The organism is Hydrogenophaga sp. (assembly GCF_019264445.1).
Taxonomy (GTDB): Bacteria; Pseudomonadota; Gammaproteobacteria; order Burkholderiales; family Burkholderiaceae_C; genus Hydrogenophaga.
In genome coordinates, this window is record NZ_JAHVAB010000029.1 from 42,168 (window position 1) to 57,790 (window position 15,623).

Below are 15,623 nucleotides of genomic sequence, written 5' to 3' on the forward strand. Positions count from 1 at the left end.
CAACATTCCCGCTGCGCACCCCATACCCCCGTCCCCATAAGAGCGGCAGGCAATGAACTTTTCCCGGCTTTTCAAACCCCACGGCGCATGATTGAAATCACCGGCCTGTCCATGCATTACCAGCTGGGTGACGCACGCATTGACGTGTTGCGCTCGGTCCACCTGTCTGTCGCGCCTGGCCAGAGCGTGGCCATCACCGGGCCGTCGGGCTCGGGCAAGACGTCGCTCCTGCTCCTGCTCTCGGGGCTGGAGCGGCCGGCCCAGGGCCGTGTGGTGGTGAATGGCACCGAGCTGGGCCAGCTGGATGCCGATGGACTGGCCGACCTGCGGCGCGACCATGTGGGCATCGTCTTCCAGTCGTTCCACCTGCTGCCCAGCCTGAGCGCGCTGGACAACGTGGCCCTGCCCCTGCAGATGGCCGGCCAGCGCGATGCCCACGCCCGCGCCGCCGCCTTGCTGCAGCGCGTGGGCCTGGGCGGGCGGCAACACCACGACCCGAGCCAGCTCTCGGGCGGCGAGCAGCAGCGCGTGGCGATTGCGCGCGCGCTGGTGCACCGGCCCCGCCTGCTGCTGGCCGACGAGCCCACCGGCAACCTGGACGACCACACCGGCGAATCGATCCGCGAGCTGTTGTTCGAGCTCAACCGCGAGAGCGGCACCACGCTGGTGCTCGTGACGCACGACCCCGACTTTGCCGCCCGCTGCGACCGCGTGCTGCGCCTGCACGATGGCCAGCTGCACGACATCACCCCGACACCCGCCCCGACCGATGCGCTTCCTGCTTGACCTGGCCTGGCGCGACCTGCGCGCCAGCGGCCGGCACCTCTGGATCTTCTGCGCCTGTCTGGTGCTGGGTGTGGCGCTGGTGGCCGCTGGCGGCGGCCTGTACCGCCAGGTGGCCGACTCGCTGCAGAACGACGCACGCCAGCTGTTTGGCGGCGACCTCAACATTGAGAACAGCCAGCCCCTGAGCCCCGAGGTGCTGGCCTGGATGGGCGAGCGCGGCACGGTGTCGCGCGTGGTGGAGTTGCGCACCATGCTGCGCGTGGCCGATGGCCGCGCCCAGCTCATCGAGCTGCAAAGCGCGGACGCGCGCTACCCGCTCTACGGCACCGTGGAGCTGGCCCCGGCCGGCGACCTCGCCAGCACCCTGGCCCAGCGCGACGGGCAATGGGGTGCAGCACTGGACGGCGCCCTCGCACAGCGCCTGGGCCTGGCGGTCGGCGACCGCGTGGAGGTGGGCGACCTCACACTGACGGTGCGCGCCGTGGTGCAGCGCCAGCCCGACCGCAGCCTGCGCGCCGACTGGAGCGGCGCGCCCGTGCTGGTGGCCGATGGCGCGCTGCAGGCCACCGGCCTGGTGCAGCCGCTCAGCCGGGTCGAGTACCAGTACCGCGTGCGCACCGGACTGGCGCCCGCCGTGTGGCGCGACGCCTTCGTCGCGGCTTTCCCCACGCTCGATGCCGAGGTGCGCACGTTTGAAGAGCGCAGCGAACGCATGGCCGAGGTGCTGGGGCAGGTCGGCTCGGGCCTGCTGCTGATCGGCTTCTCGGCCTTGTTCATTGGCGGCCTGGGCGTGTTCAACAGCGTGCAGGCCTACCTGCAGGGCAAGCTCGGCACCCTCGCCACGCTGCGCGCGCTCGGCCTGCGCGACCGCCGGCTGGCCGCCCTGGTGCTGCTGCAGGTGCTCATGCTCGCGCTGCTCTCCAGCGGCGTGGGCGTGCTGGTGGGCAATGCGCTGGCGCTGGCCGGCACCTGGGCCGCGGCGCAGCGCCTGCCGCTGGCACCGCTGTGGCAGGCGCTGTGGCTGCCATCGCTGGTGGCACTGGGTTTCGGGGTGTTGACCGCGCTGGCGTTTGCCTTGCCTGCGCTGGGGCGCGCGCTCTCGGTGTCACCGGCCGCGCTCTTTCGCGGGCTGGACGGCAGCGGCCTGCGCACGCCCAGGCGCGCCTGGGCGCTGACCGCGCTGGCCGCCGGCACGGTGGCCGCGCTGCTGGTGGCCAGCGTGCCCGATGCGCGGTTTGGCCTGGCATTTGTGGCGGCCACGGTGGTGCTGCTCGCGCTGCTCGACGGCCTCACGCGGCTGCTGCGCCGCGGTGCACGCGCCCTGCTCGCACGGCCCGGCGCGCCGCTGCCGCTGGCGCTGCGCATGGCCCTGGCCGGTCTGCAGCGCGCCGATTCGCCGCTGCGCGCCGCCCTGCTCTCGCTGGGCGCGGCGCTCGCGCTGCTCGTGGCCTGCACGCTCGTGGTGGCTTCGCTGCTGCGCGCCGTGAACGAAACCGTGCCCGACAACGCCCCCGCGCTGGTCTTCTACGACGTGCAGACAGAGCAGATCCCGCTGCTGCAAGCCACGCTGCGGGCCCAGCCCGGCCCGAGCCGGCTCACCACCGCGCCGCTGGTGCTGGGCCGCCTGGTGGAAGTGAATGGCGAAGCGCTGCGCGACAGCGCCGAAGGCGCGCGCGTGCGCGAGGCGCGTGACGAACAGAAGCTGAGCAACCGCGCCGGCAACATCGACGACGTGGTGATTCGCGATGGCGCCTGGTGGCCCGAGAACCACACCGGTGCCCCGCTGGTGGCCATGGAAGACCGCGAAGCCGACGAGCTGGGCCTGCAGGTGGGCGACCGCCTGGTGTTTGACGTGCTGGGGGCACCCGTGCAGGCCGAGCTGGCGGCCATCTACACGCAGCGCCGCATGCAGGCGCGCCTGTGGCTCGAAGCCATCTTCAGCGACGGTGTGCTGGACCCGCACATCACGCGCCACGTGGGCGCGGCCTACCTCGGCGCCGACGGCGCCCTCGCCGCGCAGGACGCGCTGGCCGCTGCCGCGCCCAACATCGCCACCGTGCGCACCGAATCGCTGCTGCGCGAAACGCGGGCGCTGATGGCGCGCGCCAGCGGCGGGCTGGCGCTGGTGGCCGGTGTGTGCCTGGCCGCCAGCCTGCTGGTGCTCGCCAGCGTGGTCGCCAGCAGCCGCACGCGGCAGGTGTACGACGCCACCGTGATGCACGCGCTGGGCGCACGGCACGGCACGCTGCGCCAGGTGCTTTGCTGGGAATACGCGCTGCTCGCGCTGGTGACCGCCGGCTTTGCCATGCTGGCCGGCGGCGCGCTGGCCACCGGCTTGCTGCGCTGGCGCCTGGACCTTGACCCCACTGGCCTGTACTGGACGGGCGCGCTCACCGCGCTGGGTGTGTCGGCCATCAGCCTCGGGCTGGGAGCGCGCTACCTGCTGGCGCACATGCGCCTGAGCCCGGCGCTGCTGCTGCGCAGCGGGGCGTGAGGCACCGCCGCGCCGCTTACTTCTTCACGGTCATGCCGTCCTGCACGCGCTGCACGCCTTGAACGGCCTTGGCGAGCTCCACCGCGCGGTCGGCCTGCATCTTGTTGTCGACCACACCGGCGAGCTGCACCTCGCCGCCCACGGTGGTGACCGAAATGTCGGTGCCCTTGACCGCCTCGTCGGCCAGCAGCGCGGTCTTCACCTTGGTGGTGATCACAGTGTCGTCGACCTTCTCGCCCAGGGTGGTGGTGGCCGGCGCGTTGGGCGCTGGGATGGCCGCCGGGGCTTCGGCCGGCGCCGCCACGGGCGGTGGCGAGGGCGGGGCATCCATCGGCGTTTCTTTCTTGCCGCAGGCGACCAGGGCGGTCAGGGCGAGCGCGACCGCCAAAGCGCCGATCGCTCGATCAGGTTGTGATGTGCGCATGTGACTTCTCCTGAAGAGGTCCCCCGAAAGTAGGGACCCGGCGTCCACTGTCGCGCCTGGGCGCCAGCGCGTCGGTTCGCCAGCGCACACAAGGCCGGCGCGCACCCCACGGAACAATGCGACACTGCCCCATGACCAGGCCCCCCATCTCCCCCGCACCCGCCGCCCCGCGGATGCCCGCTGCGCGCAGCACCGCACCCGTGGACCCCCTCTTCCTGGCCGCACCCCGCGTGTCCACCTTTCACGGCACGCAGCCCCTCACCAACGCGAGCGGCTTCTACTTTGCGCGCGACGAGCGCCTGTTTCTCGTGACCAGCCGGCACGTGGTGATCGACGAAGACAGCCAGCACTTCCCCGACCGCCTGGAGCTGGAGCTGCACATGGACGGCGCCAACCTCACGCAGTCCACCGGCTTCTCGATCCCGCTGTACGCCGACGGTGCCGCCGTGTGGCGCCAGGGCCGCGACAGCGGCGGCGAGATCGATGTGGCCGTGGTCGAGATCGACCGCAGCGCACTGCCCGGGGCCGCGGTGTTCCAGGCCTTCACGCCGGCCCACCTGCAAACCGCCTTTGATGACGTGCTGCCCGGCCAGCCGCTGCTGGTGGTGGGCTTCCCGCTGGGCTTTCACGATGCGCTGCACCACCTGCCGGTGCTGCGGTACGCGGTGATCGCCTCACCCTACGGCATCCGCTTCCAGGGGCAGGGCTACTTCCTGACCGATGCCCGCACCCACCGGGGCACCAGTGGTGCTGCCGTGGTGATGCGCGATTCCAGCCCCACCAGCGACACCGCCGCGCTGCCCTGGAAGCTGCTCGGCGTGCATTCCGCGCGCATGGACATGGGCGACCGCGACCTCGTGCTCGACGAATCGCTGGGCCTGAACTGCGCCTGGTACGCCGACATCCTGCTCACGCTCACGGCGGCACCCGCTCCCCAGGAAGAGGCGGGCGCGCCCGGGGCCGACCCCGTCTGAGCCTGCCCCGGGCGTTTGCCCGGACAATGGCCGCATGCCCGACTTGCCCATCCGCCCGGCCGTGCTGGCCAGCCCCGACTACCCGTTCTCCGCCGTCACGGCCCCCGTCAAGCTCGACCAGAACGAGTCCTTCGAGGACTTCCCCGCCGAGCTCAAAGACCTCGCGCTGGAGCGCCTGCGCCAGCTGCCCTGGCACCGCTACACCGACCTCAACGCAGAAGCCCTGTGCGAGGCCGTGGCACAGCACGACGGCTGGGCGCCCGCGGGCACCGTGGTCACCACCGGCAGCAACGTGCTGATTGCCTTGCTGATCCAGCTCAGCGCGCTGGGCGGTGGGCGCGTGCTCACCGTCAAGCCCAACTTCGCGCTCTACGGGCTGGACGCCCGCCTGCTGGGCGCCGGGCTCACCGAAGTGCCGCTGCGCGATGACCAGTCCATCGACTTCGAAGCGCTCATCGCCGCACTGGGCCAGGCCAGCGGCACCGCACCGCATGGCGTCATTTACCTGCCGCGCCCGCACGCGCCCACCGGCTCGCTCAGCGCCCTGGGCGACGTGGAGCGCCTGGCCCGGGCCAGCGCGGGCTGGCTGCTGGTGATCGACGAGGCGTACCACCACTTCATGGACAGCGAAGACGCCCGCGCCCTCGCGCGCCGCCACCCCCACGTGGTGTTGCTGCGCACGCTCTCCAAAGCCTGGGGCCTGGCCGGCCTGCGCATCGGCTACGCACTCACCAGCGATGGGGTGGCGCGCCAGCTGCGCAAGCTCGTGCCGCCGTTTGGTGTGTCGGTGCTGCAGACCGTGTGCACATTGGTGGCGCTCGAACACCCGGGCTACGTGCAGGCGCGCGTGGCGCACACGCTGCGCGAACGCGAGCGGCTCTTCACCGCGCTGCAGCGCCACCCCCACTGGCAGCCCCTGCCTTCACACGCCAACTTTCTGCTGGTGCGCACACCCGACGCCGCGCAGGCCCACGCGCAGTTGCTGGCCGGTGGCGTGCTCGTGCGCCGGCAAGACAGCCTGCCCGGCCTGCAGGGCTGCCTGCGCGTGACCGTGGGCACCACGGAAGAGAACGACGCCTTCCTGCGCGCCGCAGGGCTGAGCGGCGCTCAGTAAACCGTTTCGCGCGCTTCCACCACCAGCGACAACACCCGGCACCCCTTGCAGGCCGCCTTGGCGCGCACGCGGCAGTCGGCGTCGGCCTCGATGGTGAGGCGGTGGTGGTATTCGAGGTTGTCGGTGTCGCCCGGTTGGTGGGTGGGTATGCGCCGGGACCACAGGCGCTTGCCGTCCACCTCCACGGTGAGTTCAAGCCAACCCTCGGGCGACCCTGCCGGCACCTGCACAAGCAGCATGGCGTCGAGGTCAAAGGTGCGCGTGCGGGCCAGCGCCGCGGGGATCACCATGGCGGCCACCGAATCGGTGCCCGCGTCATACTTCCAATGTTCCAGCGTCATGCGAAAAGTCTAAGCCCACACCACCGCCCACACGCATGCCCACGTTCCGTATCCGGGTTGACGGTCAGGTCACCGAAGGCGAGGCCGACAGCGAGACCAGCCTGTTTGCCGCCCTCTCTCGCGCCGGCATTGCGTGGCCGGTGTCGTGCCGCAACGGCACCTGCCGCACCTGCATCGCCCGCCTCTTGCAGGGCCGGGTGCGCTACGACATTGCCTGGCCTGGCCTCAGCGCCGAAGAAAAAGAAGAGGGCTACTGCCTGCCCTGCATTGCGCGGCCGCTGGCCGACGTGGTGATCACGCGGGGGTGAGGTGCGCGGCTGTGTTCGGGCGCGCTGCTTCAATCGCGCCCGGAAAAAGCCTGGCCGGCCTCAAGGATGCGGGGGCAGGTAGACCGGGCGCGTTGCCGTCAGCCCCTGCCGGATCTGCTGGGTGAGCGCATCGGCCAGCACCTCGTCCGCGCCCGCTTCCAGGCCATCGAGTGCGCGCAGCACGATGTCTTCGGCGCTGGTTTTGGGCACCTCGAATCCGCGCGTCAGATCGGTGTCGACATACGCCATGTGCAGGCCCAGCACCTGGGTCTTCTGCGCCGCCAGCTCGTGACGCAGCGCGTTGGTGAGCGACCATGCCGCCGACTTGCTCGCCGAGTACGCCGCCAGCTCACCGCCATTCACCCACGACGCCACCGACAGCACGTTGAGCAACGCCCCACCGCCGTTGGCTTTGAGCACCGGTGCAAAGGCCGTGCTCATGTTGAGCACCCCAAAGAAATTGGTCTCGAAGAGGCGGCGCGCCACGGCGTCGCTGTCTGGCGCCAGGAAGCCGCCCGGTTGGGCAATGCCCGCGTTGTTGATCAGCAGCGTGACGTCAGCGGCTTGCTGCACGGCCGCCGCGATGTGGTCGGCGCGGGTGACGTCCAGGCGCATGGCCTGGACCCCTGGCAAGGTGACGGTGGCGGGATCGCGTGCGGCGGCGTAGACCTTGCGTGCGCCGCGCGCCAGCAGCTCGCGTGTGAAGGCCAGACCGATGCCGCGGTTGGCACCGGTGACGAGGACGACAGCGTTTTCAATCTTCATGGGGAGCTCCTGAAAGGGGTTTGCGAACCTGGATCACCACCTTGCCCTTGGCCCGTCCGCTTTCGAGGTAGGCCATGGCTTCGTTGGTGGATTCAAAAGGGAACACCTGGTCGATCACCGGGCGAATGGCGCCCGACTCGATCAGCGACGTGATCTGCTGCAACTGGCTGCCACTGGCCTTCATGAAGAGGAAGGCATAGCCCACCTGAAGTCGCCGGGCCTGCCTGCGGGCGCCCCAGCTCAGGGCGTGCATGACCTGCCTGACCACCCATGGCGCGCGGCTCTCGCCGGCAAACGCGGGATCTGGCGGGCCCGAGATGGAGATCAACCGCCCGCCTGGCTTGAGCACGCCCAGCGACTTCTTCAGGGTCTCGCCGTCCTGGCTGTGCAACACCACGTCGTAGCCGCTCAGCCGGTCTTCAAAACGGTCGTTCCTGTAGTCGATGACCACATCGGCCCCCAGGCGCTTGACGAGTGCGGCATTGCCCGCGCTCGTGGTGGTGGCCACGGTGGCACCCAGGTGTTTGGCCAGCTGGATGGCCAACGTACCCACCCCACCCGAGCCCGCCTGGATGAACACCTTCTGCCCCGGCTGGAGTCGGGCTTTTTCGACCAGCGCCTGCCAGGCCGTCAGGCCCACGAGCGGGATGGAGGCGGCCTCCTCCATGGAGATGTTTTTGGGCTTGAGGGCCACCGCGGTGGCCTTCACGGCAACCCGCTCGGCGAACGTGCCAATGCGCATGTCCTCAGGGCGGGCATAGACCTCGTCGCCCACCTGAAACTGGCGCACGCGTGCGCCGACACGCGCCACCACACCAGCCACGTCGTGCCCCAGCACAAAGGGCGTGCGGTAAGGCAGGATGAGCTTGAACTCCCCGTTGCGCACCTTGGCGTCGAGCAGGTTGAGCGCCGTGGCGTGCACGTCGATCAACACCTCGTCTTCGCGCAGCTCGGGCTCCGGCACATCGGCTGCGCGAAGCGCTTCCTTCTTTCCGTAGCGTTCGACGACAAATGCTTTCATGGGGTTTCCTTGATCAAGCGCAGGCCACGACCGATGCCACACAGCGGCGGAATGCCGCATTTGACATGATGATCATCATACTTATGGACAAAAAAAAGGACCCTGCGGGTCATGCCCCGGCCGGGGCGAGGTGCTTCGATCCGGCGCGGCACAGCGACTCGGACAGCACAGGATCGTCAACGGCGCGGGCCAGCATCAACGTGCCGACCATCGTGGCCACCGTCACCAGGGCCCTTTCGTGGGCACCCGGCTTCCCCCAATCCGGCGACTGGCGAGCCACCAGATCGATCATTTCCTTGATGCGGTTCGTGGCCGCGCGGCGCACTTCGGGTGACTGGCGGGGCATTTCGGACGCCAGGGCCGCCACGGGGCAGCCCGTCTCGATGGTGGCGAGGTGCTCTTCGGACAGGTAGGCCCGCACCAGCGCCTGCAAGGCCTGCTCAGGCGGGGCGGCCGCCACCACGCGGCTCGCCAGGGCGTTCGACTCCGCTCCCGCACGGTCTGCTGCCTCGGCCAGCATGGCCTCGCGAGACTCGAAATGGGCATAGAACGCACCGTGCGTCAAACCCGCCTCTTTCATGATGTCGGCCACACCCGTGCCGTGGTAACCACTGCGCCGGATGGCGCGGGCGGCGGCCTGCACGATGCGCTCATGAGAGGCGTCTTTGGCAGCGGCGCGGATGCTGTCGGTCTTGTTTCGCATGACGTTCATCATGCGCAATTTCCGCACTTGTGACAACCACCGGGCTCACTCAGGGATTCCCCGAATGCCATCAAGTCCTATAGAGGACTATATTTCCGGCCATGAACACACCGCTTCGCTTAGTCGCGACCACGGAGCCCGGCATGAGCCGCTACGCCACGCTGGCCCATGCCCTGCGTGCACGAGTGGTGGCGGGCGAATGGTCGCCAGGCTCTGCCCTGCCCGCAGAGAGCCAGTTGGCCAAAGAGCACAGCGTGGCCCTGGGCACCATGCGCCGTGCGCTGGAACTGCTGGTGGAGCAAGGTTTCATCGAACGCATTCATGGCCGCGGCACCTTCGTGCGTCAAGGGTTGGCCGGCGCATCCATGTTGCGGTTTTTCCGCTTCGACAGCGGCACGGGCGAGGTACCCGCCTCGCGCATACTGCAGCGCAGCCGGGTGAGCGCGCCCGTTGCCGTCTCGCGTGCACTGGGCATCGGCAGTGGCGAACAGGTGCTGCGCCTGCACCGACTGCGCCTCATGGGCGGCATGCCGCGCCTGCTCGAAGAGCTGTGGCTTCCGCTCGATCTGTTTGCGCCACTGGCCGACGACGAGCTCAGCACCTGGGACGACCTGCTCTACCCCATGTTTGCGCGCAAGCTCCAGGTGCACATCCACCGCGCCCTGGACGACATCGGCTTTGGGCAACTCAGTGCCATCCAGGCGCGCCACCTGGGCCTGCCCGTGGGGCATCCGTGCGCACAGGTGCAACGCACGGCATACGACCTCTCGGGCCGCTGCGTCGAGCTGCGGACCACGCGCGGCGACGCCCACGCCTTTCACTACACCGTCAACATCACCTGAAGGAAGCCCCATGACACATCTCTTCCCCAGCGCCGGCGGGTGGACCCCGACACGCCGCCACCTGATAGCGGCCACCGGCTCCATGCTGGCCGCTCCATGGGTGGGCACCCATGCTCAAGGCAAGGTCGCGGGTGGCAAGCCGATCACCCTGATCGTGTCGTACCCGCCGGGTGGTGGTGCCGACCTCATGGCCCGCACCATCGCGCCCAAACTCGAGGCGGCACTGGGCCAGACCGTGGTGGTGGAGAACAAGGCCGGCGCCAGCGGCCAGCTGGCTGCGGGCCAGGTGGCACGGGCCGCCGCTGATGGCAGCGTGCTGCTGCTCGATGCCTCGTCCTTTGCGGTCAATCCTTCGCTGTTTCCGAAGTTGCCTTACGACAGCGCAACCGCCTTCACACCACTGGCGGTGCTCGCCACATTCCCCAACGTGCTGGTGTGCACGCCCAGTTTTGAAGCCAAGAGCGTGAAAGACGTGATCCGCCTTTCCAAGGAGAAGGCGCTGAACTACGCCTCTTCCGGCAACGGCTCGGCGCAGCATCTGGCCGGAGCGTTGTTCGAGCAGCGCGCGGGTGTGAACCTCACGCATGTGGCCTACCGGGGCGGTGGCCCCGCCATGAACGACGTGATGGGCGGCCAGGTGCCGCTGTTCTTTGCCAACGTCGCGTCGTCGCTGGGGCACATCAAGGCGGGCAAACTGCGCCCACTGGCGGTCACCAGCGCGCTTCGCGCCCGCTCGTTGCCCGACGTGCCCACCATGGCCGAGGCCGGTGTCAGCGGCTACGAAGTGCTGGAGTGGAACCCGATCCTCGGTCCGGCGGGTTTGCCCGCCGACGTGAAAGCCACGCTGGTCGCCGCCATCCGAAAGGCGCTGGAAGACGCCGAGGTGCTCGGGCGCATCCGCCAGCTGGGCGGCGACGTGTTCGCCGACGCCAGCCAACAGAGTGCAGGCAAATTCATCGCCACCCAGCAAGCGTTGTGGGCCAAGGTGATCAAGGACCGCCAGATCACCACCGGATGAACACAGCCCCACACTCCGTCCCGCCCGGCTGGGACTGCCATGTGCATGTGTTCGACCCGGCGCACCCGGCGCAGGCCGGTCACTACCAACCGGCGCTGCGCGATCTGCCGGACATCGAACAGACGGCCGAGCAGCACGGAGTGGGTCACCTCGTGCTGGTGCAACCCAGCGTGTACGGCACCGACAACCACCTGATCTTGCGGGCACTCGCCAGCGAGCCAGGGCGGCACCGGGGCGTCGCCGTGGTGGACTCCGCCGTCTCAGAACACGAGCTCGACGAGATGCACGCACTGGGCGTGCGCGGCGTGCGCTTCAACCTGGTGTCTCCAGTGGGCAACGGCCCCGAAGCCTTTCGAGCCCTCGCACCCCGACTGAAGGCACGCGGCTGGCATGTTCAGTGGTACGCCAGAGCCAACCAGCTCGACGCCATCGCCTCGCTCCACGCGGGCAGCGGCCTCACTGCCGTGCTCGACCACCTCGCGGGACTTCACGCGGGCATCGGTGCCACCGATCCCGCCTGGGCCTCCCTGCAGCGCCTGGCTGACCAAGGCTCGTGGGTGAAGCTCTCTGGCTGGTATCGCTTGCACGACACCGTCCCCTACGACCGGCTGGGTGTGCACATCCAGCGCGTGGCGGAGACCTTGGGTGATCGCCTGATCTGGGGGTCTGACTGGCCACACACGACCTTCAACCCCGACGCGCTTCCCGCCTACGCCAGCCTGTGGCAACCCGTGGTGCAGGCGCTGGGCGAGACCCGCGCCCAGGCGGTGCGCGGGGCGGGCGCGGTGCTCTATTCGGGCACGCGCTAGCGCGTCCTTTTCGAGCTGCGGCCCGGCTGGCCCAGCGCTGGGTAACCCTCCCTCAGCGCGTGCGCAGCAAGGCGCGCTGAAACGACATCACGTGCTCCCGCACCGCTTCTTCGGCCGCGGCCGGGTTGCCGTCGGCCAGCGCCTTGAGGATGGCGCGGTGCTCGTCCTGCACCTCGCTCAGGTGGTCGGGCATGGCCAGTGAGAGCGCCCAGAAGCGCTGCGAGCGCGCGTGCAGCACCTTCAGGATCTCCGCCAGGATCTGGTTGCGGGCGGCGTTGGAAATGTGTTCGTGGAACAGGCGGTCGAGGTTCATCACCTCGGTGGTCTGGCCCCGGCTCGCGGCTTTTTCAAAGTCACGCGCAATCGCCTCAAGTTGGTGCAGCTCGGTCTTGGTGATGCGCTCGGCCGCCAGGCGCATGCACAGGCTTTCGTTGGCCAGCCGCACATCGATCAGTTCCAGCGCATCGTCAATCGACAGCGGCGACACGATCAAGCCCTTGCGCGGAATGATCTGCACCAGGCCCTCGGTGGACAGCCGGTGCAGCGCGTGGTTGATGGGTGTGCGGCCGAGCTCCAGCTCGTTCATCAAGCTCGCCGTGCTGAGGTAATCGCCCGGCTTGTAGGCCAGGGTGATCAGCGCCTGCTTGAGCTGGGCATAGGCCTGCTCGTTTTGCGAGAGGTCGCTGTGATCGGGCGCCGCAGCAGTTCGGCGGGTGTCGCGCACACCGTTGCGGGCGGGGCGACTGGGGCTGGAGGCGTTTGGCATGGTACGGAAGATGCTAACTCATCCTCAACTGAAATCTTCCTGACATGTCGTTAACCCTCTTGTGAAATTTCACAACGATGTCAGAATGGTTCCACGTTGCACAAACTTTGCGCGCGTGGGTTTCAGTCCACGCACCTGGGGTGAGCCTCACCCGGGGTGCGATCTTTTGTCCCCTGTTCCTAGGAGCATCCGTCATGCATATGCGTTTCATCCTCACGGCAGCCCTGGCTGCGCTCGTCGGCACCGCGGTGCACGCCCAGCCTCTGCCCAAGACCCAGCTCAAGATCGTTGGCGGCCTGAGCAACCTGGCGCCCTACACCGATTTCGAGAAGCCGTTCTGGACCAACACCGTGCCGGCCTTGTCCGGTGGCCAGATCACGGCCGACATCAAGGGCTTCAACGAAATGGGCCTCAAGGGCCCCGAGATGCTGCGCCTGATGTCGCAAGGCGTGGTCGAGTTCGGCACCGCCACGCTGTCGTACTTCGCCAGCGACGACCCGATCAACGAAGCGGTGGACCTGGCCGGTCTCACCACCGACGCCAAGACACAGCGCCAAGTGGTGGCGGCCTTCGAGCCGGTCTATGAAAAGCTGTACGGCGGCGCCAACGGCGTGAAGCTGCTGGGCCTCTCGCCCTACCCCGCGCAGGTGCTGTTCTGCAACGCCGACATGAAGGGCCTGGCCGACCTCAAGGGCAAGAAAGTGCGCACCAGCAGCCGCACCCAGGCCGAGCTGATCGAAGCCCTGGGCGGCACCAGCGTCACCATGGCCTTTGGTGAAGTGGTGCCTGCCATGCAGAACAAGGTGGTCGACTGCGCCATCACCGGCTCCATGTCGGGCTACTCGGCCAAGTGGTACGAGGTGTCCACCCACCTGGTGGCGCTGCCGATCAACTGGAACCCGCAGATCCACGCGGTGAACCAGAAAGCCTGGAACCGCCTCGACCCGAAGGTGCAGGCCTTCCTGAAGACCAACATCGACAAGATGCTGGACGCCATGTGGGACGGCGCGGCCGCGCAGACGCAGCTCGGCTTTGACTGCAACAGCGGTGCCGCCGCCTGCCCGCAGCCCGTCAAGGGCAAGATGGTGCTGGTGCAGCCATCAGAAGCCGACCGCGCCCTGCTCAAGAAGACCATGCAGGACACCGTGCTGCCCAAGTGGGCCGCCCGCTGCTCCGCCCAGTGCGTGAGCGACTTCAACGCCACCATCGGCAAAAGCCTGGGCCTGACCGCCCGCAAGTAAGCACGCGGGCCACCCCCCCGGCGCCTTCGCGGGCGGCCCGGGGGTCTGATGGCCCGGCTTCACCTGGATTCCCCATGAACCCTTCCCAACCCATGCCCTGGCTGGGCCGCTCGCTGCGGCTGGCCGAGACCCTTTCCCGGGCTGCCGTGTGGGCAGGCGGCGCGCTCACGCTGGGCGCCGTCTTCCTCATCGCCTACGACATCCTGGTGCGCAAGTTCTTCAACATCACCGTGGGTGGTGCGGACGAAATCTCCAGCTATGTGTTCGCGATCAGCACCACCTGGGCGCTGGCCTTCGTGGTGCTGCAGCGGGCCAACGTGCGCGTGGATGTGATCTACGAGCGCCTGCCGGTGCGCGTGTCGGCCTTTCTTGACTGGCTCTCGCTGGTGACCCTGGGGGTGTTCATGGTGTTTCTCACCTGGCACGCGTATTCGGTGGCCGAAACCTCGTTCGTGCGCAACGCCGCGGCCAACACACCGCTGGCCACGCCGCTGTGGATGCCGCAGGGCCTGTGGGTGCTGGGCATGGTGTGGATGTGCGTGGTGCTCGCGCTGATGCTGACCCGGGCCTCGGTGGCCATGGTCACGGGCGACCTGGAAACGGTCAAGGCGCTGTGCGGCGTGGTGTCCGCCAAGGAAGAAGCCGAAGAAGGCGCGCTCGAAGGCGAACGCATCATTCAGGGAGAACGCTCATGATCGCCACCGCTGTTCTCTTGCTGCTGGTGCTCATTGGTTTGAGCATTCCGGTGGCGGCCGCACTCGGCGTGCTCGGCCTCATCCTCGACCCACTGTTTTCCATGCTGCCGCTGAGCCGCGCCATGGGCGAGCTGGCCTGGAGCTCGAGCAACGAGTTTCTGCTGGTGGCCATTCCCATGTTCATCATGCTGGGCGAGATCTTGCTGCGCGCGGGCTTTGCCGAGCGCATGTACGGCGCCATGGCGCTGTGGCTCTCGTGGCTGCCGGGCGGGCTGATGCACGCCAACATTGGTGCGTCCACGCTGTTCGCCGCCACCTCGGGCTCCAGCGTGGCCACGGCGGCCACAGTGGGCACCGTGTCGGTGCCACAGATCAAGCGCTATGGCTACAACGAGCCGCTCTTCCTGGGCAGCATTGCCGCAGGCGGCACGCTGGGCATCCTGATCCCGCCGTCGATCAACCTCGTGATCTACGGCGTGCTCACCAACTCGTCCGTGCCCAAGCTGTACCTCGCGGGCATCATCCCCGGCCTCCTGCTGGCCGGGCTGTTCATGCTGACGGTCATCGTCGCCTGCGTGATCAAGCCATCTTGGGGCGGCCAGCCGGTCAAGGCCAGCTGGGGCGAGCGCTTTCGCAGCCTGCAGCACCTGCTGCCGCCGCTGGGCATCTTCTTCCTGGTGGTGGGTTCCATCTACGCCGGCCTGGCCACGCCCACCGAAGCCGCTGCGCTGGGTGTGGTGGGTGCGCTGGTGCTGGCGGCGTTCTCACGCAAGCTGTCCATCCGCATGCTGCGCGACGCGCTCGAAGGCACGATGAAGGCCACCGCCATGATCATGCTGATCGTGATCGCGGCGGGCTTCCTCAACTTCGTGATGAGCGCCACCGGCCTCACCGACACGCTCACCAAGACCATCAGCGGCCTGGGCCTCTCGCCCGCCATGATGATCCTGGTGGTGGTGCTGTTCTACGTGGTGCTGGGCTGCTTCATGGAAACGCTGTCCATGATGATCGTGACGATTCCCATCGTGGCACCCGTGATGATCGCGCTCGGATTCGACCCGATCTGGCTGGGCATCCTGATCATCCTGATGGTGGAAACCGCGCTGATCACGCCGCCGGTGGGCATGAACCTCTTTGTGGTGCACAGCATCCGCAAGAGCGGCTCCATGAACGCGGTGATCGTCGGCAGCCTGCCGTTTGTGGGGGCGCTGTTCCTCATGGTCGCGCTGCTCGCCGTCTTCCCCGACATCGCCCTGTGGCTGCCACGCGTTCTCGGTTGACCCGTTCCAGCCGCCCATTCAATTTTCCTTTTCGACTCACTC

At 68.4% G+C, this 15,623-nt stretch carries 17 protein-coding genes; 11 read left to right on the top strand and 6 right to left on the bottom strand.

Annotation, left to right across the window (positions count from 1 at the left end; genetic code table 11):
• The first annotated feature begins 87 nt into the window (after positions 1-87).
• On the top strand, positions 88-786 hold the full coding sequence (locus KXJ60_RS04260; RefSeq protein WP_291124411.1) for an ABC transporter ATP-binding protein: 699 nt from the start codon (positions 88-90) through the stop codon (positions 784-786).
• Entirely contained in the window at positions 770-3,280 is a 2,511-nt protein-coding gene (locus tag KXJ60_RS04265; RefSeq protein WP_291124413.1) for an FtsX-like permease family protein, read from the top strand. The genes KXJ60_RS04260 and KXJ60_RS04265 overlap by 17 nt, the downstream gene beginning before the upstream one ends.
• 16 nt (positions 3,281-3,296) lie before the next feature.
• Here KXJ60_RS04265 and KXJ60_RS04270 read toward each other — a convergent pair whose 3' ends face one another.
• Entirely contained in the window at positions 3,297-3,704 is a 408-nt protein-coding gene (locus KXJ60_RS04270) for a BON domain-containing protein (protein WP_291124415.1), read from the bottom strand.
• A 173-nt stretch (positions 3,705-3,877) separates the two neighbouring features.
• Between KXJ60_RS04270 and KXJ60_RS04275 the strand changes: the two genes are divergently transcribed.
• Both KXJ60_RS04275 and KXJ60_RS04280 read left to right on the top strand, forming a co-directional pair.
• Positions 3,878-4,678 (top strand): serine protease, encoded by an 801-nt coding sequence (locus KXJ60_RS04275; RefSeq protein WP_291124498.1) that lies wholly within the window; start codon positions 3,878-3,880, stop codon positions 4,676-4,678.
• Positions 4,679-4,712: 34 nt separating this feature from the next.
• The gene (locus tag KXJ60_RS04280; protein WP_291124417.1) at positions 4,713-5,792 is read left to right on the top strand and encodes a histidinol-phosphate transaminase; all 1,080 of its coding nucleotides are present in this window, start codon (positions 4,713-4,715) and stop codon (positions 5,790-5,792) included.
• Here the strand turns inward: KXJ60_RS04280 and KXJ60_RS04285 are convergent.
• On the bottom strand, positions 5,786-6,133 hold the full coding sequence (locus KXJ60_RS04285; RefSeq protein ID WP_291124419.1) for a hypothetical protein: 348 nt from the start codon (positions 6,131-6,133) through the stop codon (positions 5,786-5,788). The two genes, KXJ60_RS04280 and KXJ60_RS04285, sit on opposite strands and share 7 nt — an antisense overlap.
• A 35-nt stretch (positions 6,134-6,168) precedes the next feature.
• Between KXJ60_RS04285 and KXJ60_RS04290 the strand changes: the two genes are divergently transcribed.
• On the top strand, positions 6,169-6,441 hold the full coding sequence (locus tag KXJ60_RS04290; RefSeq protein WP_291124421.1) for a 2Fe-2S iron-sulfur cluster-binding protein: 273 nt from the start codon (positions 6,169-6,171) through the stop codon (positions 6,439-6,441).
• Positions 6,442-6,501: 60 nt separating this feature from the next.
• On the opposite strand, the gene KXJ60_RS04295 is transcribed toward KXJ60_RS04290, so the two are convergent.
• From KXJ60_RS04295 to KXJ60_RS04305, 3 genes are all read right to left on the bottom strand, one after another.
• On the bottom strand, positions 6,502-7,206 hold the full coding sequence (locus KXJ60_RS04295) for an SDR family oxidoreductase (protein WP_291124423.1): 705 nt from the start codon (positions 7,204-7,206) through the stop codon (positions 6,502-6,504).
• Positions 7,196-8,227: an NADP-dependent oxidoreductase gene (locus KXJ60_RS04300; protein WP_291124425.1), complete on the bottom strand. Its 1,032-nt coding sequence runs from the start codon at positions 8,225-8,227 to the stop codon at positions 7,196-7,198. The genes KXJ60_RS04295 and KXJ60_RS04300 overlap by 11 nt, the downstream gene beginning before the upstream one ends.
• 109 nt (positions 8,228-8,336) lie before the next feature.
• Positions 8,337-8,942, bottom strand: coding sequence for a TetR/AcrR family transcriptional regulator (locus tag KXJ60_RS04305; protein WP_291124427.1), 606 nt, complete (start codon positions 8,940-8,942; stop codon positions 8,337-8,339).
• An 89-nt stretch (positions 8,943-9,031) separates the two neighbouring features.
• On the opposite strand from KXJ60_RS04305, the gene KXJ60_RS04310 reads away from it, so the two are divergent.
• The 3 genes from KXJ60_RS04310 (at position 9,032) to KXJ60_RS04320 (ending at position 11,599) form a co-directional block, all read left to right on the top strand.
• A complete protein-coding gene (locus tag KXJ60_RS04310) occupies positions 9,032-9,772 on the top strand; it encodes a GntR family transcriptional regulator (RefSeq protein ID WP_291124429.1) in 741 nt (246 codons plus the stop codon).
• Between the two features lie 82 nt (positions 9,773-9,854).
• Positions 9,855-10,790 (top strand): tripartite tricarboxylate transporter substrate binding protein, encoded by a 936-nt coding sequence (locus tag KXJ60_RS04315; protein ID WP_291124500.1) that lies wholly within the window; start codon positions 9,855-9,857, stop codon positions 10,788-10,790.
• Positions 10,787-11,599, top strand: coding sequence for an amidohydrolase family protein (locus KXJ60_RS04320; RefSeq protein WP_291124431.1), 813 nt, complete (start codon positions 10,787-10,789; stop codon positions 11,597-11,599). Before KXJ60_RS04315 ends, KXJ60_RS04320 begins: the two co-directional genes overlap by 4 nt.
• Positions 11,600-11,651: 52 nt before the next feature.
• On the opposite strand, the gene KXJ60_RS04325 is transcribed toward KXJ60_RS04320, so the two are convergent.
• Positions 11,652-12,365 carry a GntR family transcriptional regulator gene (locus tag KXJ60_RS04325; protein WP_291124433.1) on the bottom strand — a complete coding sequence of 238 codons (714 nt, stop codon included), beginning with the start codon at positions 12,363-12,365 and terminating at the stop codon, positions 11,652-11,654.
• Between the two features lie 200 nt (positions 12,366-12,565).
• Here KXJ60_RS04325 and KXJ60_RS04330 point away from each other — a divergent pair, with 200 nt between their 5' ends.
• The 3 genes from KXJ60_RS04330 to KXJ60_RS04340 all read left to right on the top strand — a co-directional run bounded on the left by KXJ60_RS04330 (position 12,566) and on the right by KXJ60_RS04340 (position 15,581).
• Entirely contained in the window at positions 12,566-13,606 is a 1,041-nt protein-coding gene (locus KXJ60_RS04330) for a TRAP transporter substrate-binding protein (protein ID WP_291124502.1), read from the top strand.
• 74 nt (positions 13,607-13,680) lie between these two features.
• The gene (locus KXJ60_RS04335) at positions 13,681-14,301 is read left to right on the top strand and encodes a TRAP transporter small permease (RefSeq protein WP_291124435.1); all 621 of its coding nucleotides are present in this window, start codon (positions 13,681-13,683) and stop codon (positions 14,299-14,301) included.
• Positions 14,298-15,581 (top strand): TRAP transporter large permease, encoded by a 1,284-nt coding sequence (locus tag KXJ60_RS04340; RefSeq protein ID WP_291124437.1) that lies wholly within the window; start codon positions 14,298-14,300, stop codon positions 15,579-15,581. Before KXJ60_RS04335 ends, KXJ60_RS04340 begins: the two co-directional genes overlap by 4 nt.
• The last annotated feature ends 42 nt before the right edge of the window (positions 15,582-15,623 follow it).

Coding starts and splice junctions, on each gene's coding strand:
- KXJ60_RS04260 (WP_291124411.1), top strand. CDS start 88: ATGATTGAAATCACCGGCCTGTCCATGCATTACCAGCTGGGTGACGCA.
- KXJ60_RS04265 (WP_291124413.1), top strand. CDS start 770: ATGCGCTTCCTGCTTGACCTGGCCTGGCGCGACCTGCGCGCCAGCGGC.
- KXJ60_RS04270 (WP_291124415.1), bottom strand. CDS start 3,704: ATGCGCACATCACAACCTGATCGAGCGATCGGCGCTTTGGCGGTCGCG.
- KXJ60_RS04275 (WP_291124498.1), top strand. CDS start 3,878: ATGCCCGCTGCGCGCAGCACCGCACCCGTGGACCCCCTCTTCCTGGCC.
- KXJ60_RS04280 (WP_291124417.1), top strand. CDS start 4,713: ATGCCCGACTTGCCCATCCGCCCGGCCGTGCTGGCCAGCCCCGACTAC.
- KXJ60_RS04285 (WP_291124419.1), bottom strand. CDS start 6,133: ATGACGCTGGAACATTGGAAGTATGACGCGGGCACCGATTCGGTGGCC.
- KXJ60_RS04290 (WP_291124421.1), top strand. CDS start 6,169: ATGCCCACGTTCCGTATCCGGGTTGACGGTCAGGTCACCGAAGGCGAG.
- KXJ60_RS04295 (WP_291124423.1), bottom strand. CDS start 7,206: ATGAAGATTGAAAACGCTGTCGTCCTCGTCACCGGTGCCAACCGCGGC.
- KXJ60_RS04300 (WP_291124425.1), bottom strand. CDS start 8,227: ATGAAAGCATTTGTCGTCGAACGCTACGGAAAGAAGGAAGCGCTTCGC.
- KXJ60_RS04305 (WP_291124427.1), bottom strand. CDS start 8,942: ATGATGAACGTCATGCGAAACAAGACCGACAGCATCCGCGCCGCTGCC.
- KXJ60_RS04310 (WP_291124429.1), top strand. CDS start 9,032: ATGAACACACCGCTTCGCTTAGTCGCGACCACGGAGCCCGGCATGAGC.
- KXJ60_RS04315 (WP_291124500.1), top strand. CDS start 9,855: ATGCTGGCCGCTCCATGGGTGGGCACCCATGCTCAAGGCAAGGTCGCG.
- KXJ60_RS04320 (WP_291124431.1), top strand. CDS start 10,787: ATGAACACAGCCCCACACTCCGTCCCGCCCGGCTGGGACTGCCATGTG.
- KXJ60_RS04325 (WP_291124433.1), bottom strand. CDS start 12,365: ATGCCAAACGCCTCCAGCCCCAGTCGCCCCGCCCGCAACGGTGTGCGC.
- KXJ60_RS04330 (WP_291124502.1), top strand. CDS start 12,566: ATGCGTTTCATCCTCACGGCAGCCCTGGCTGCGCTCGTCGGCACCGCG.
- KXJ60_RS04335 (WP_291124435.1), top strand. CDS start 13,681: ATGAACCCTTCCCAACCCATGCCCTGGCTGGGCCGCTCGCTGCGGCTG.
- KXJ60_RS04340 (WP_291124437.1), top strand. CDS start 14,298: ATGATCGCCACCGCTGTTCTCTTGCTGCTGGTGCTCATTGGTTTGAGC.